This window comes from Ruegeria sp. L12 (genome assembly GCF_056531745.1).
This window is the reverse complement of record NZ_JBQFMH010000024.1, coordinates 1-13,952: the sequence shown is the minus strand read 5'-3', so window position 1 is coordinate 13,952 and position 13,952 is coordinate 1. Positions and strand designations below refer to the sequence as shown.

Below are 13,952 nucleotides of genomic sequence, written 5' to 3'. Positions count from 1 at the left end.
TATAGCGCGCGCACGGGCGTAAATTAGCGTGACAACACCAATATCATTCGTCGGTCACGCGGAATTCACCTGAGGCGGCATCTGTTGGAGGTTCTCCGAATTCGTCTGAGTTCAGACCTCTGCGAATGAGTTCGCGAATGGCAGCAGCTCTCGATGGCAGGCGGTTTTCGAACCGCCAATCGTCGATTGCCTTTAGTTCTTCCTGATCAAGCATCAATTGGAGCTTTTCGGTCCGCTTCGGAGGTCGGGGTTGGTCAGTCAATTTCTTGAGCCTTAACTTACGTCACTTACTCCGATGATGTAAGCCAATGCACTTCCATGTCTACAGCAAACATTGCAGGCACTGTTGGGAGCGTCGGTCAATCAAGCGATGGAAGAACCACGGGGAAGGTCTTTTGCGTATGTTAAGTATATGTTTTTATTTGCTATAATCCGTATACCGCCTATCTTTGTATCAAGAGAAAAGCGGAAGAGGTGAAATATGACACAGCAAGTCCTGAGACCCGAAGCGCAAGATGAAACGCATGACACAGGTATCGACAAGAATGCCTGGATCGCAAATGAAGTGACGGAAATCCTGTCCGACAGCATGTTGTTGATGGTGAAGACACAAGGGTGCCACTGGAACGTTGTTGGCCCCCTTTTTCTGCCGATCCACGAGTTAACTGAACGGCTGTATCGCGACCTGTTCGAAGCAATTGATACTTTGGCGGAACGTATCCGTGCACTGGGGCATGTAGCGCCAATCTCCTTCACTGACATGATCAGCCAGGCCAAATTGACCGAAGAAGAGACCGTTAAGGACGCTCACGGGATGATCAACCAATTGATCACCGACAACGAAACCGTTGCACGCAAACTGCGCGAAACGGCAACGCTCGCATCGCGCCACGGTGACGGAGCAACCGAAGATCTGATGAACACGAGAATGGCGAAACACGAAGAGGCTGTTTGGATGCTCAAAGCCATTGTAGCGACCTGACCGCTCGTCGCCAAAAGTCAGGTTGATCGGAAAGAAGGAAAGGAATCGATATGACGCGAGTGGGTTATGAGAAAAAAGCAAAATTGCAACTGGATGCCTGGAACGCCCAAATTGACGTGCTGAAGGCAAAGCTGGAAGTGGCGGAAGTGGATGCAAAGAAAGAGTATCAGGATCACCTTAATGCGCTTTACTCAGCAAAAGGTGAAGCAGAAGCCAAGCTGGAGGAGCTAAGAACAACCAGCGATGAGGCCTGGGAGGATGTGCGTGACGGCTACGAAAAAGCATGGGACGACATGCAATCTGCGCTGAAGAAAGCGGCCAGCCGTTTTTCGTAGTTTTTGGTATCTACCGAATGCGCCGCTGGTCTACCGAGCGCCGAAGATGACAGTGCCAGCTTTCTCAATCTTGGAGGGCAAGATACGGCAGCTCGACGAAGGCGATTGGTTTCATAAACGATGCACTTGTTCAAAGAACGATTTGGAGAATTGAAATGAACTGGGACCAAATCAGAGGTCAATGGAAACAACTAAAAGGTAATGTTCAAGCTAAATGGGCTGAACTCACCGACGACGATCTGGAAAAGGTCAAAGGTGACCGGGAAAAACTGGAAGGCATACTTCAGGAGAAGTACGGAAAATCAAACGAAGAGGTCCGGCGAGAAGTCGATGAATTTTTCTCTTCGGAATAAGGCGACCACCTGCTCGAGAACAACGGCCTGTGACGATTGAGTTGCTTTGTTGTGCGGTGCGAGGATCGCAAAATATGTTTGCCTCAAATTCCAGCGAAAGTACAAAAAAGCGGAGGTCACCATGCGGACATCTGGAGAAATCTTGAAGTATTTTCGCGGGTTTCTGACAATCCCCGCCGTCATAAGTCTTTCAGGGCTTGCGGTGGCGTGGGTTGTTTTTCTCCTTGAGCAGGCGCTCGTTCGCTGGGGATGGGTTGTACCGTCCTTGTTTGCCGTTCCTCAAAATACCGCAAACAACGTTCTAGGGGTAATTGCCACCGCTTCAATGTCAGCCTTGGTCATGGTCTATTCCATTGTGCTGTTGGTCTATACTTTGGCGGCTGGATCCATCGGGCCAAGGCTCTTGCAGCGTTTCAGTGAAGATCGTGTGAACCAAACTGCAGTCGGCTCACTTGGAGCCACGTTTCTGTACAGTATTCTGATGCTGTGGTTGATGCGCGACGACACTTTGGTCAATTTGGCCGCCAGTGTTGGTCTTCTTTACGCAATCGTTTCAGTTTTGATGCTGCTGCTGTTTGTTCATACAGTTTCCACACGGGTGACGATTGATCAGGAGGCCGCCAGGATATCAAAGGCTCTGGACCTCCAAATCGATGAAGCACTTAAAGACAGCGCGGATTTGCACGCATCCAACGTTGTCCCCTGGGAGGGAGCGTCATATCAAATTTCGTCGTCTGGCACGGGTTACGTAGACTTCATAAATGCAACTGGATTGGTGAAAGCAGCCCAGGGCGCAAACTCTGTTGTTGTTTTCGAGGTCCAGCCCGGCGACTTTCTGGTGCCGACCGATACTCTGGCGACTGTCCACGGTGACGCCGGCGAAGAAATCTCCGATCTGGTGCTGGCGGCGGCTCCACTCGCGGCCGCACGGGATCCAAATGGTGACATTCGGTTTTCTGTACACCTGCTTGTCGAAATTGCACTTCGGGCTTTGTCGCCCGGCGTCAACGACACTTTTACCGCTATTGTTTGTATTGACAGGTTGTCAGCTTCTTTGGCACGCGCCTGGTCGTCTGACCTGTGCACCGGTGTTTACAGAGATGACGCTGGTGCTGTTCGGCTTGTCTATCCGTACATCACGGCAAGGTCTTTGTTTCGAGACTCGTTTCCACCGCTGAGGCGTGCAGCCCGAGGCAATGGGCTGGTAACTGAGGCAATCATCAGGGCGCTGACACGCATGGCCAACGCGGCTCCCGACGATGATTTGGATGCTATCACCTTCGAACTTACAGCCATTGCGGATGAAACAAAGAGCAGCGGCATGCTTGACAGCGAAATTGAGCAGGTTTGCGAAGAGATAGAAGCTGCGATTGCGTTGGCGGACAAGAAAAACAATAGAGACAAAGCTGAGCGGCAGTGATTTAGGTTAATGTGCTAATTCATCGTCTTGGCGACAGGCAATCTGGGTTACTCCGCCTTGTTCAAATCGCCGGTTGTCAGGATCGCGCCGGCCTGAAGGTCTTCGGCGTCGAGCATCGTCGCAACCCTTTCGAGCGCGGCAACAAGCATCGCTTGCTCCCAGTCCTCCATTTGCTTGAACCGCTGCACATAGAGCTGTTGCAGCGGATCTGGGGCGTCCGCCAGGGTTTGCCGCCCGCGATCCGTGATCAGTATATTGGTCTGCCGTCGGTCGGTCATGGATTTCTCACGCACGACCATGCCGCCCGAGACCAGCTTGTCCACAAGTGCAGTGACCGTGGCCTGGCTGACATGCATGCGCATTGAAATTGCCTTGGCGGTGGTTTGCCCGGTTTCGCCAACCACCTGCAATACACGAAGTTGGACCGCGGTCAGCCCCGCGGCTTGCGCCAGTTCCCGGCCGGACATCTCGGTCGCGCGAAGGATTCGGCGCAGGGCGACAAGGCTGCTGTCGATACGATCCATGTCTCTACTCCGCATTCGATTGGAGTGAGATTGTCAAAATTGCATTGATTGCTCAAGCGTTAACCGAAAATGAATAATTAGTCTTACAAATTAAAATATTGTTAAAAGAGATGAGTTTATGACGTTTTAGCAAAACTAACCTTAGAGTTTTGAAGTTTTGGTCTTCCTGTGGTACTTAGCTAATCAAAGTTTATTGTTGGAGCGGTACATGCAGCATTCTTTGGAGTTGTTGGAACAACCTATTCCGGTTTTGCGTCCCCCTTTGCCGGAAGACGGTACAGCGGTGTCTTCGCTGGCCAAAACCGAAGGTCAGGAAGCTATGGGCGACCTTCTTGGCGAACTGGCGGCGTTTGATGACTACAAAGAATTCTCGATCATTGCGGAACTGGATGGAGATCTGGTTGGCGCGATGCTGGCTTATGTACTGCCATATGACCCGGAAACCCTGTTCATCTGGCAAGTCGGCGTTTCAGAGCGTGAAGCGGACAAGGGTCTTGCGTCCCTGATGCTGGGCCAGGTGATGCGTCGGGAAGTCTGCACCGATGTCACCCGTGTTCAGACTGTGATTACGTCCAACGACGAGTGCACTTGGGCGTTGTTCCGCCGGTTTGCGCAGTGGCAGCGGTCCCGCATGGATATCCAGCCCTTCATCACGCAGGCGCTGACCCCATATCGCCGCCATGAAAACAGCAATCTTGTCACGATCCGTCTTAAGGATCGCATCAAACTCGCGGCCTGATCACACCATGACAATTTTCAATCAAAGTGAGAGAGCAGAATGAACGTAGCCACGACTATATCGAACGACACCTCATATTACGGTGATGAAGCGGCAACTCTGGGTGATCGGATCGCCGCCGCGCGCGAAGCCGTTGGATATTCGCAAAAGAAGCTTGCGAGCCGCCTGGGCGTCAAACTGAAGACCGTGCAGGGATGGGAAGAGGATCGTACCGAGCCGCGTGCAAACAAGGCGCAGATGATGTCCGGCATTCTTGGGGTCTCACTGGTTTGGCTTCTTAGCGGCGAGGGTGAAGGTGTGCCTGAGCCGAGCGATACCCCTTCTGGATTGGAGGACATTCAAGGTATCCTTGATGAAATCCGGAGCCTCCGGATGGATATCACTGAGGCGACTCGTAAGCTGAGCACTGTTGAAAAGCGCCTGCGCGCCAGACTTTGACGCCTGCGCGATTGCGAACTTCGGGCATGATCTATGACCACGCCTCAAACAACAATAAAAAGGAGCAGATGATGGCAGGACCGGATTCCAGCCTTGTGCCCGTTGATCCGGCGCAAGGCATCCGTTCGGACACCAATTCCGAGCCCGTCGCTACACCGCTTGAGGTCCGCGAAAAGGCTGGTTTGACCGTGGCGGAAATGGCCAACCTTATCGGGATGAGCGAGCTCGGTTACGAATTGTGGGAGAAAGGCACCCGCCGCCCCGGAGGGCCTGCGTTCAAGCTTCTCGCGCTGCTGGATGCCCATCCGAAAGAAACAGTGGCGCGGCTGCGGCAACACGGTTGAGTGCGGTGCTCAGCGGTAAGTGCGCATGTCCATTGGCGTTGCCTCAATAGCAGTCAGGATTTCCTGTAGCAGCAGTTCTTCGGCTCGGTTTTTGACCGTGGCAGCGCGCTAACCGTTGTTAGTGAACAGACCTGAGAAACTCGGCAAGAACGTCGATTGCGACGCCCATATCTGCTGCGGATGCAAACTCCTCGGGCCTGTGGCTCACACCATCACGACAGCGGACGAACAGCATCGCGACAGGGCACAGATCCGCCATTGCCGAAGCATCATGCGTAGCGCCCGAAGGCAATGACAACCCCTTGGCGCCCTTGGATCTGACTGCATTAGTCAAGACACATGACAATCTGGCATCGCAGGGCTGGGCTTGCTGGGAATATGTTACCGAGCACTCGATGGCCAAACCCATACTCGCAGCTATGGATTGAGCGAATTGATGCAAGTCCTGACCTGCTTGCAGGCGGTTTCCGTCCAGTGGAGAGCGAATTTCGACCGTCAGCCGTACAATCCGTGGTACCGCATTGACGACATTTGGTTCCACCGCGAGTGAACCGACAGTGGCCCGCAGATCAGCCGTTTCGCGCCCCATTCTGTTCACCTCTGAAACGATCTCTGCTGCGCCGACAAGGGCATCCTTCCGTCCCTGCATTGGCAGGGTACCCGCGTGTCCGGTTTCTCCGGTCAGGATGATCTGATGCCGTTCGATGCCGCAAATAGCTGTGACGACACCAACAGCCTCATCTTCGCGTTCCAGAACTGGACCCTGCTCAATATGCGTTTCGAGAAATCCAATGATGTCTTCTGGATCTCGGGCGAGTGCGTTGATCTTCTCGGGGTTCAATTCAAACGAACGCATTGCCTGCATCAGTGTAGTGCCTTGCAGGTCGCGCATTTCCAGAGTTGACGGGTCAAAGGTTCCGGACAGCGCGCGTGATCCGATGAGGGCGGTCGGAAACCGCACCCCTTCTTCATCTGCAAAGGCAAGAACCTCTACGCCGAATGGCAGTTCGGTGCATTCGCTTTGAAGTTTTTGTAGGGCGAGGATTGGCAGGACAACGCCCATGATCCCATCATATGCGCCACCTTCTCGAACTGAATCCTGATGAGATCCCAGCAGCAATGTCTTGCAGCCAGGTGGCCCGTCTTGCCGTCCCACCAGTGTGCCCGCGTCGTCGAGGCGTACAGTCAAACCGGTCTTGAACATTTCAGCCTTCAGTAATTCGAGAGCCGCATCATGCTCGGCGGTAAAAGGCAGGCGGGTCACCCCGGGGCCAGGCTCCGAACAAGCCGCAAGTTCGTTCAGCAAAGCTTCGGCGCGTGCACCCCAATCAATCAAGGATGCGCTCGCGGTCGTTGGGGGTTGGTACTTGTTCTGTCCATCTGGAATACGCGCCTGTTGTTGCTTTCCCATACAAGTCTTCAAGCGCTGCAATCGGGTTGGAAGGGTCATAGTCAATCCGCAATGACAGAGGCGGCTTGTCGGGGTGCAGTACCAATAACGCCGCGGAAAAAAGTCCCCGGCTGTCGCCGCCCATTTGAGTGGCCGCTCTCAAGGACGCGAGAAGCTTGTCGCTGAGTCCCCCCCGGGTTTCAGCAAACCGATCGACCATCGCGTCCAAAACATCAGTGCTGGCCAGTAGGTTCCCGGCAACAACTCCCTGGTGAAAAGCAAGGCTGCCTTTCTCTGGCTCGTTGGAAGCCCCGGTGAATTCGCCTGTCTGTCCAAACAGATCGAGTGCAGTTAGTTGACGATATGCTCTGCCGTCATCCGCATCGGTGATTTGTTTCACAGCGTCCGCGGCGCAGGCCCCGTCGTGCATTGCTGCCAGAACCTCTTCACCCCAGATTGTTGACGGCGCGGCACCTTGGCTGGCTGACATTCCAGCTGAAACGTTGCCTCGCAGAACCCAGCCGCCAACACACAACGAGCCGGTTGCAGCTGCACCACCAATGGCGCCAGACACAGGATCACGTGCAAGAATCGAAAAAGTCATATCGCTCCAGTCTTTACAACTTCTGCAATTTATCATGAAAAATTGACCGATGCAATTTATCATGATAAATATGTTGTGCCATGCCAACTGGGAGAATGATAATGTTGTTCAAGACCTGGACCCGACGGGGTCTGATGGCCGCTGCCGCAAGTACGGCGTTGGTTGTCGGCGCTGTCACGTCCCCCGCAATTGCGCAAACGCCACCAAATGTTCTGATCGTCGGTCAGATTGCAGAGCCGAAATCGCTTGATCCTGCTGCAGTGACTGCAGTGAACGATTTCCGGATTTTGGTGAACGTTTACGAAGGACTGACCCGTTACAAATCCGGAACGCTCGAAGTAGAGCCGGCGCTGGCAACGGAATGGGACATCAGCGAAGATGGTACAGAATACACCTTTACTCTGCGCGACGGTATTACATTCCACGATGGGACACCGTTCAACGCCGAGGCTGTGAAATTCAATTTCGACCGGATGCTGGATGAGAACCATCCCTATCATGACACCGGTCCCTTCCCGCTGAGCTTTTTCTTTGGAGCCGTGGAGTCGACCGAGGTCGTAGATGACATGACGGTGAAGTTCACACTGAACGCGCCTTATGCGCCCTTCCTGTCGAACCTTGCTTATCCGACCGGATTGATCGTATCGCCTGCTGCGGTTGAGGCGAACGGTAAAGAGTTTGGCCGCAACCCTGTCGGCACTGGTCCGTTCAAGTTTGCGGAATGGCGTTCGAACGAGGCAGTTGTTGTTGAGCGTAACGATGGTTACTGGGGCGAGCCCGCGGGAACCGAGGCTGTCGTCTTCCGCCCGATCACCGATGCCAATACACGCGTGGCCGAAATGCTGGCAGGGGGCATCGACCTGATGGTCGAAGTTCCGCCCACATCATTGGGCCAATTCGAAGGTGACGCGTTTTCGGTGGCTGAACAGGCCGGACCACATGTCTGGTTCCTGATCCTGAACGCGAAGGAAGGTCCATTCGCGGATAAACGCGTGCGTCAGGCTGCAAACTACGCGATCAACAAGGAAGCGATCGTCAATGACGTGCTGGAAGGTACAGCTACGGTTGCAGCTGGTCCAACTCCTCCGGCATTTGCCTGGGCATACAACGAAGAACTGGACCCCTACGCATATGATCCCGAAAAGGCCAAGGCCCTGATCGCCGAAGCCGGTGCGGATGGAGCAGAATTGACCTTCTATGTCACCGAAGGTGGATCGGGCATGTTGGATCCGGTTCCAATGGGAACCGCCATTCAGGCTGATCTGGAAGCGGTGGGTTTCGACGTCAATATCGAGACCTATGAATGGAATACATTCCTGGGCGAGGTGAATCCCGGCCTCGAAGGCAAAGCGGACATGGCCGAAATGGCGTGGATGACTAACGATCCGGATACGCTGCCATATCTGGCGCTGCGCTCAGAAGCCTGGCCTGACAAGGGGGGGTTCAACTCGGGTTATTACGCCAACGAAAAGGTTGACGAATTGCTGGAGGCTGCGCGTACCGCCACCGATCAGGATGAGCGTGCCAGACTGTACCGCGAAATGCAGGCCATTGTGCAGGACGATGCCCCATGGGTCTTTGTTGCCAACTGGAAGCAGAATGCCGTTACCAATGACCGGGTTGAGAATTTTGGTCTGGAGCCGTCATTCCTGTTGCATCTGCAAGGTGTTGTGAAGAACTAAACCTTAAAGCCAGGGGCTGGAGTTTTCCGGCCCCTGCGTCTGCGAATGAGGGCAGAATGGGCGGTTACATCGTCAAACGTCTGATATCGGCTGTCCCTGTCCTTTTGGGGATCACGATCATCGTTTTCCTGATCATGTCCCTGATTCCCGGCGATCCGGCCACGGCTATCCTTGGCTCCTATGCGACGCCAGAGAACGTGGAAAAACTGAACCGCGACCTTGGCTTGGACAAGCCCGTAATCACAAGATACTTCATCTGGATCACCAACATGCTGACTGGTGATTTCGGCCGTTCCTATTCGCTGAACCGGCCTGTTATCGACGAAGTGCTGGAACGGTTCAACGCGACGCTGATACTGGCGGGCACGGCCTTTGTTCTGTGTTCGGTGCTGGGCATTCTCGCAGGGGTGGTCTCCGCTGCTCGCCAGTACGGCGCCGCAGACAAGATCATTACATTTGTAGTTTTGATCGGCATTTCGGTGCCTTCATTTTTCCTCGGCATGATGATGATCCTGCTGTTTGCGGTGAACTTGCGCTGGCTGCCTGTGTCGGGCATGTATGCCATCTATGGCGGTGGTGATCTGCCTGACCTGCTGCGTCATCTGATCATGCCTGCGCTGGCGTTGGCCGCTGTGGCAACCGGAGTTATTGCGCGCCTCTCGCGCTCGGCTATGTTGGAGGTTTTGCGTCAGGATTTCATACGAACGGCTCGCGCCAAGGGAGTTCCCGAGCGTCGCGTCATCATGGGCCACGCATTGCACGCGGCCATGGTGTCGATCATCCCAGTACTGGGCATTCAGGCAGGGTTCGTTCTATCTGGCGCCGTTTACATCGAGATCGTCTTTCAGTGGCCCGGAGTTGGTCGAATGCTGGTCGACGCGATCCTCAAGCGCGACCTTCTGCTGGTACAGGGCGGCGTGGTGTTTGTGGCCGCCTGTTATGTGCTGTTTAACATCGCGGTCGATGTTGCGCAGAGCCTGCTGGATCCAAGGATCAAGACATGACGGCTTTTCTCAAGTTGTTGTTTCGCAACCGGTTGGCGGCGTTGGGCGCGGTTGTCCTGGGCGTGATCCTGATCCTGGTGTTGCTGACGCCGGTCCTGCCGTTACAAAACCCGGATATCACAGCGACGGCGGATCGATTTCAAAAGCCGTTCACTGAAGGCCATCTGCTTGGTACCGACCATTTGGGACGGGACTTGCTCAGCCGCCTTTTACATGGCACGCGCCTAAGCCTTGCGGTTGGTATCGCCGCAGCCCTGATTGCGGCCACGATCGGTTCGGCCATTGGCATTGTCGCCGGGTATTTTGGCGGTCGTGCCGACAACATCATCATGCGCGGTGTCGATATGTTGATGGCCTTTCCGTATATCTTGCTCGCGCTGGCAATTGTTGCTGCCTTGGGCCCGGGCCTCATGAATGCGCTGATTGCGGTAGCGGCTGTGAACGTTCCGTTCTTTGCCAGAAACATTCGCGGGATCACGGTCGGGCTGGCCGGGCGTGAATTCATTGATGCTGCGCGGCTTGCAGGAATGGGGCACATTCGTATCATCCTGACGGAACTTCTGCCCAACGTGCTACCGGTCATAATCATTGCCATGTCGACGACTGTCGGCTGGATGATCCTGGAAACCGCCGGTCTCAGCTTTCTCGGCCTTGGCAGCCAGCCACCGCAAGCCGACCTGGGATCAATGCTGGGCGAGGCGCGGTCTGCCCTTATTTCACACCCGCATACCTCGGTCGTTCCGGGGATAATGATCTTTCTGATTGTTATGTCGATAAACCTGCTCGGCGACGGAGTGCGCGATGCACTCGACCCGCGCCTGCGGTCTGGGGCACTGTCCCGTCCACGTGCCATGACGTTGGTTGAGCGCAAGGGGGAAGTCCCGGCACCAACCGACGATCTACTCGCAATTCAGGATTTGCAGACCCAGTTTCACGTTGGCGACCGCGTGTATCGAGCCGTCGGTGGTGTCTCTTTATCCGTCAAAGCGGGGGAATGCCTGGGTGTCATCGGGGAGAGTGGATCGGGAAAATCGGTCACGGCTCTAAGCGTGATGGGGCTGGTGGCGTCCCCACCCGGCGTGATTACCGGCGGCGCGGTGCGGTTTCAGGGCGAGGATCTGATTGGCGCTTCTTATGAGAGCCTGCGTCAGAAGCGCGGTGATCGCGTAGCATATATTTTTCAGGATCCGCTATCCACCTTGCATCCACTCTATCGCATCGGACGACAACTGGCCGAGGCCATTCAGTCGCATCACGATATCCCAAAGGCCGAAGCGCGGGCTCGGGCCGTACAGCTTCTCAGGGATGTGCGCATACCGAACGCCGAGGCGCGGGTGGACAATTACCCGCACGAATTATCGGGCGGAATGCGACAGCGCGTTGGCATTGCGATGGCGCTGGCGAATGAACCGGATGTCATTATCGCCGATGAACCAACGACCGCCCTTGACGTTACCGTTCAGGCTCAAATCCTCTCTCTCCTTGACGATTTGCGGCGCGAGCGTGGGTTGGCGATCATCTTCATCACGCATGACTTTGGCGTCGTCGCACAGCTTTGCGATCGAATTGCTGTCATGTATGCCGGACGTATCGTTGAGGAGGGTCCGACGCCATTTGTATTGGACGCGCCAGCCCACCCCTATACCAAGCGTCTGATCGCCTGCGTTCCGGAATTGGGTGGTGGACAGCGCGCATTGGCAGCTATCCCCGGATTGCCCCCACTTGTCGACGACCTTCCGCCGGGCTGCGCCTTTGCCCCGCGGTGCGAAAAGGCGCAAGACGCGTGCAGAACGAGCGAAGTGATGTTGAAAGGTGATGCCTCCCGCGCGGTCCGTTGCCACTATCCCGAGGAGGCGATCTGATGCCCGCGCTCAAAGTGGACAATCTGGCAAAGACCTTTGCGTTGAAAAAACCGCTATTTGGCGCTGCGCCGGCAGGAGTGCGCGCGGTGCGACCGATGTCGTTTCAGGTCGAAACCGGGGAAACACTGGGTGTTGTCGGGGAATCCGGGTGTGGTAAATCCACATTGGCGCGGATGCTGGTCGGGCTTCTGGACGCCAGCGAAGGGACAATCGAAATCGAAGGCAAGGCGCTTGATACCGCCGACCCGGCCAAGTTCGGCAGGCTGATACAATATGTGTTTCAGGACCCGAACAGCAGCCTCAACCCGCGAAAAACCATTCGTCAGGTGATGGAAGCGCCGCTCAAGCGGCTTCACGGGATGCCGAGGGCCGAGCGCGATACACGGATTTCGCAGATTTTCGCCTCGGTCAACTTGCGCGAAGAATTCCTTGACCGTTACCCGCATGAGTTTTCGGGCGGGCAGGCGCAGAGGATCGGAATTGCGCGGGCATTGGCCGCCAATCCCCGGATCATCGTGCTGGATGAACCGGTTTCGGCGCTGGATGTTTCGGTGCAGGCGCAGGTTTTGAATCTGCTGGCTGACCTCAAAACAGAGTTTGGTCTGACCTACCTTTTCATAACACATGACCTTGCTGTGGTTGAGGCGGTTAGTGACCGGATCATGGTGCTGTATTTTGGTTCGGTGGTCGAGATCGGAGATGCCAGGCGCATCTTTGCAAATCCTCGTCATCCCTATACAAAACTGCTGGCTGAAAGCGCGCCAGTTGTTGGCCGTCCGCTCACCGCACCCGAGCAAAAGGGAACTGAGCTTCCGGACCCGCTGAATCCACCACCGGGCTGCGCCTTTGCGGGACGGTGTCCGAATGCGACCGATCTGTGCCGGACGCAGGATCCAGAACTTGAACCTGTGGGAGAAGACCAACTTGCCGCCTGCCACCATCCGATCCAAGACTGAACCCAGGCTCAGCAGACCGGTCCAGGTCGCTGAGGCGATTAAGGACTGGGTGGTAGAGCAGGGGCTGCAAGCCGGTGATCGATTGCCCGGCGAGGCAGATCTGATCGAACGTTTCGGAATGGCCAAAGGCACGATCCGCGAAGCGATGCGGGTGCTGGAGGCGCAGGGCCTGATCAAGACCCGCACCGGACCGGGCGGTGGCAGCTTTGTGCACGAAGTCAGCCAACAGCGTGCCAAGGCCTTGTTGGGGAATTATTTCTACTTCAAGGATCTCACGATCGGCGACATTTACCAGTTGCGTTTGACCTTGGAGCCAGAGCTTGCAGCAACGCTTGCAGGAAATTTGTCTGAGGACGTCTTGCGCCAGCTTGAAGACAACATCGCGGAGTATCGCGAACCGGCAACCAGCGCTGATGAGGAACGTGAACAACATGTTGCGTCACTTCGATTTCACGCCATTTTGGCAGAACAAGCGCAAAATCCACTGCTTGGTTTCATCATTGATTTCATGGTCAATCTTTTGGCGGACCTGACGGTTTATCGCCGACTTTATTCGCCGCCGAATACCGAACTTTGGAAGCAGGGCCGTGATCATCAGCAGCGGCTTGTCGCAGCGTTGCGGGACGGCGAATCAGAGCTGGCGCGGTCCATTATGGCCGGCCATATGGAGATTGCCTGGACCCTAATGCGCCAGCAGGAAGCCGAAGTGCAGCGCCGGTTTCTGTCGGAATAACGTGACCAGTTTCAACCACCGGAACGAATGCAGCAACTGCTTGGCCGCTTGTTCAGCGGTGCAACACTAATCACAAGCCCGATCGTTATGCCTGTTACTAGAGAGTGGAAAGACTCCGGGGATCAAGCGGTGTGTAGCTGTCCTGCTCCAAGCCTTCCATCCAGGACCGCGGCTCGGACCGTTGCCACTCGATGTGCGCCTTTTTGGGGACCGCATTCGGCGCTTTTTTCCATGCGAGCGTTGGCTATTTCATTGACTAGTTCCTCCGCCCGCGATGTCGAAACGGCCCTACCGTGGCCGACTTTCTCACCGCCGTTCTCAGTCCGAGCTTGTCGCAGAGAATGGCAGCACAGAGCCCAATATGTCGAATGCTGGAACTCGGACGAATGTCGGTTCAGCCACATTTTTCGTGTACTAATTTTGGCACACAAGTATTGACGATTCTTGGATCGAAGACTAAGTGCGTCGCACGCTAGAGGCAGATCGCCTCTTGTCATGGAGATTTTATGAAAGAGAATCGGGGCTAACGCCCGTTCCTGGCGACACAAATTCAGGAGCACCAACATTGATAGGCACACTCACGCGC

The 13,952-nt window shown here is 55.2% G+C and carries 16 protein-coding genes and 1 pseudogene; 12 read left to right on the top strand and 5 right to left on the bottom strand.

Annotated features, from left to right (window positions below; all coding sequences use genetic code 11):
• Positions 1-43: 43 nt before the first annotated feature.
• On the bottom strand, positions 44-214 hold the full coding sequence (locus ACR0K9_RS20420) for a ribbon-helix-helix domain-containing protein (RefSeq protein ID WP_480825856.1): 171 nt from the start codon (positions 212-214) through the stop codon (positions 44-46).
• 267 nt (positions 215-481) lie between these two features.
• On the opposite strand from ACR0K9_RS20420, the gene ACR0K9_RS20415 reads away from it, so the two are divergent.
• From ACR0K9_RS20415 to ACR0K9_RS20400, 4 genes are all read left to right on the top strand, one after another.
• On the top strand, positions 482-982 hold the full coding sequence (locus tag ACR0K9_RS20415; RefSeq protein ID WP_170514269.1) for a Dps family protein: 501 nt from the start codon (positions 482-484) through the stop codon (positions 980-982).
• A 50-nt stretch (positions 983-1,032) separates the two neighbouring features.
• Complete coding sequence (locus ACR0K9_RS20410) at positions 1,033-1,317, top strand: sll1863 family stress response protein (RefSeq protein WP_170514272.1); 285 nt, start codon at positions 1,033-1,035, stop codon at positions 1,315-1,317.
• A gap of 155 nt (positions 1,318-1,472) precedes the next feature.
• Positions 1,473-1,670 carry a CsbD family protein gene (locus ACR0K9_RS20405; protein ID WP_170514275.1) on the top strand — a complete coding sequence of 66 codons (198 nt, stop codon included), beginning with the start codon at positions 1,473-1,475 and terminating at the stop codon, positions 1,668-1,670.
• Positions 1,671-1,791: 121 nt separating this feature from the next.
• On the top strand, positions 1,792-3,090 hold the full coding sequence (locus tag ACR0K9_RS20400) for a DUF2254 domain-containing protein (RefSeq protein WP_480796159.1): 1,299 nt from the start codon (positions 1,792-1,794) through the stop codon (positions 3,088-3,090).
• A gap of 47 nt (positions 3,091-3,137) precedes the next feature.
• Here the strand turns inward: ACR0K9_RS20400 and ACR0K9_RS20395 are convergent, their stop codons facing one another.
• Positions 3,138-3,614: a MarR family transcriptional regulator gene (locus tag ACR0K9_RS20395; protein WP_170514281.1), complete on the bottom strand. Its 477-nt coding sequence runs from the start codon at positions 3,612-3,614 to the stop codon at positions 3,138-3,140.
• Positions 3,615-3,822: 208 nt separating this feature from the next.
• Here ACR0K9_RS20395 and ACR0K9_RS20390 point away from each other — a divergent pair, with 208 nt between their 5' ends.
• The 3 genes from ACR0K9_RS20390 to ACR0K9_RS20380 all read left to right on the top strand — a co-directional run bounded on the left by ACR0K9_RS20390 (position 3,823) and on the right by ACR0K9_RS20380 (position 5,135).
• Positions 3,823-4,353 (top strand): GNAT family N-acetyltransferase, encoded by a 531-nt coding sequence (locus ACR0K9_RS20390; protein ID WP_170514284.1) that lies wholly within the window; start codon positions 3,823-3,825, stop codon positions 4,351-4,353.
• A 39-nt stretch (positions 4,354-4,392) separates the two neighbouring features.
• Complete coding sequence (locus ACR0K9_RS20385; RefSeq protein ID WP_170514287.1) at positions 4,393-4,791, top strand: helix-turn-helix domain-containing protein; 399 nt, start codon at positions 4,393-4,395, stop codon at positions 4,789-4,791.
• 71 nt (positions 4,792-4,862) lie between these two features.
• A complete protein-coding gene (locus tag ACR0K9_RS20380; protein ID WP_170514289.1) occupies positions 4,863-5,135 on the top strand; it encodes a helix-turn-helix domain-containing protein in 273 nt (90 codons plus the stop codon).
• A gap of 118 nt (positions 5,136-5,253) precedes the next feature.
• Here the strand turns inward: ACR0K9_RS20380 and ACR0K9_RS20375 are convergent, their stop codons facing one another.
• On the bottom strand, positions 5,254-6,567 hold the full coding sequence (locus ACR0K9_RS20375) for a hydantoinase/carbamoylase family amidase (protein ID WP_480825854.1): 1,314 nt from the start codon (positions 6,565-6,567) through the stop codon (positions 5,254-5,256).
• On the bottom strand, positions 6,464-7,129 hold the full coding sequence (locus tag ACR0K9_RS20370; protein WP_170514657.1) for a DUF1028 domain-containing protein: 666 nt from the start codon (positions 7,127-7,129) through the stop codon (positions 6,464-6,466). The genes ACR0K9_RS20375 and ACR0K9_RS20370 overlap by 104 nt, the downstream gene beginning before the upstream one ends.
• A gap of 101 nt (positions 7,130-7,230) precedes the next feature.
• Here ACR0K9_RS20370 and ACR0K9_RS20365 point away from each other — a divergent pair, with 101 nt between their 5' ends.
• From ACR0K9_RS20365 to ACR0K9_RS20345, 5 genes are read left to right on the top strand one after another with little or no spacing between them, the layout of a single operon-like run.
• Positions 7,231-8,811, top strand: coding sequence for an ABC transporter substrate-binding protein (locus ACR0K9_RS20365; RefSeq protein WP_170514293.1), 1,581 nt, complete (start codon positions 7,231-7,233; stop codon positions 8,809-8,811).
• Positions 8,812-8,867: 56 nt separating this feature from the next.
• The gene (locus ACR0K9_RS20360; RefSeq protein ID WP_170514296.1) at positions 8,868-9,815 is read left to right on the top strand and encodes an ABC transporter permease; all 948 of its coding nucleotides are present in this window, start codon (positions 8,868-8,870) and stop codon (positions 9,813-9,815) included.
• Positions 9,812-11,677 (top strand): dipeptide/oligopeptide/nickel ABC transporter permease/ATP-binding protein, encoded by a 1,866-nt coding sequence (locus ACR0K9_RS20355; protein ID WP_170514299.1) that lies wholly within the window; start codon positions 9,812-9,814, stop codon positions 11,675-11,677. Before ACR0K9_RS20360 ends, ACR0K9_RS20355 begins: the two co-directional genes overlap by 4 nt.
• The gene (locus ACR0K9_RS20350) at positions 11,674-12,633 is read left to right on the top strand and encodes an oligopeptide/dipeptide ABC transporter ATP-binding protein (protein WP_170514660.1); all 960 of its coding nucleotides are present in this window, start codon (positions 11,674-11,676) and stop codon (positions 12,631-12,633) included. The genes ACR0K9_RS20355 and ACR0K9_RS20350 overlap by 4 nt, the downstream gene beginning before the upstream one ends.
• Positions 12,617-13,366 carry a FadR/GntR family transcriptional regulator gene (locus tag ACR0K9_RS20345; RefSeq protein WP_475163968.1) on the top strand — a complete coding sequence of 250 codons (750 nt, stop codon included), beginning with the start codon at positions 12,617-12,619 and terminating at the stop codon, positions 13,364-13,366. The genes ACR0K9_RS20350 and ACR0K9_RS20345 overlap by 17 nt, the downstream gene beginning before the upstream one ends.
• Before the next feature lie 122 nt (positions 13,367-13,488).
• Here the strand turns inward: ACR0K9_RS20345 and ACR0K9_RS20340 are convergent.
• A pseudogene (locus tag ACR0K9_RS20340) lies at positions 13,489-13,659 on the bottom strand (ISKra4 family transposase); the annotation flags it as partial.
• Positions 13,660-13,952: the final 293 nt, after the last annotated feature.

Coding starts and splice junctions, on each gene's coding strand:
- ACR0K9_RS20400 (WP_480796159.1), top strand. CDS start 1,792: ATGCGGACATCTGGAGAAATCTTGAAGTATTTTCGCGGGTTTCTGACA.
- ACR0K9_RS20355 (WP_170514299.1), top strand. CDS start 9,812: ATGACGGCTTTTCTCAAGTTGTTGTTTCGCAACCGGTTGGCGGCGTTG.
- ACR0K9_RS20410 (WP_170514272.1), top strand. CDS start 1,033: ATGACGCGAGTGGGTTATGAGAAAAAAGCAAAATTGCAACTGGATGCC.
- ACR0K9_RS20360 (WP_170514296.1), top strand. CDS start 8,868: ATGGGCGGTTACATCGTCAAACGTCTGATATCGGCTGTCCCTGTCCTT.
- ACR0K9_RS20365 (WP_170514293.1), top strand. CDS start 7,231: ATGTTGTTCAAGACCTGGACCCGACGGGGTCTGATGGCCGCTGCCGCA.
- ACR0K9_RS20370 (WP_170514657.1), bottom strand. CDS start 7,129: ATGACTTTTTCGATTCTTGCACGTGATCCTGTGTCTGGCGCCATTGGT.
- ACR0K9_RS20380 (WP_170514289.1), top strand. CDS start 4,863: ATGGCAGGACCGGATTCCAGCCTTGTGCCCGTTGATCCGGCGCAAGGC.
- ACR0K9_RS20385 (WP_170514287.1), top strand. CDS start 4,393: ATGAACGTAGCCACGACTATATCGAACGACACCTCATATTACGGTGAT.
- ACR0K9_RS20390 (WP_170514284.1), top strand. CDS start 3,823: ATGCAGCATTCTTTGGAGTTGTTGGAACAACCTATTCCGGTTTTGCGT.
- ACR0K9_RS20420 (WP_480825856.1), bottom strand. CDS start 214: ATGCTTGATCAGGAAGAACTAAAGGCAATCGACGATTGGCGGTTCGAA.
- ACR0K9_RS20405 (WP_170514275.1), top strand. CDS start 1,473: ATGAACTGGGACCAAATCAGAGGTCAATGGAAACAACTAAAAGGTAAT.
- ACR0K9_RS20415 (WP_170514269.1), top strand. CDS start 482: ATGACACAGCAAGTCCTGAGACCCGAAGCGCAAGATGAAACGCATGAC.
- ACR0K9_RS20395 (WP_170514281.1), bottom strand. CDS start 3,614: ATGGATCGTATCGACAGCAGCCTTGTCGCCCTGCGCCGAATCCTTCGC.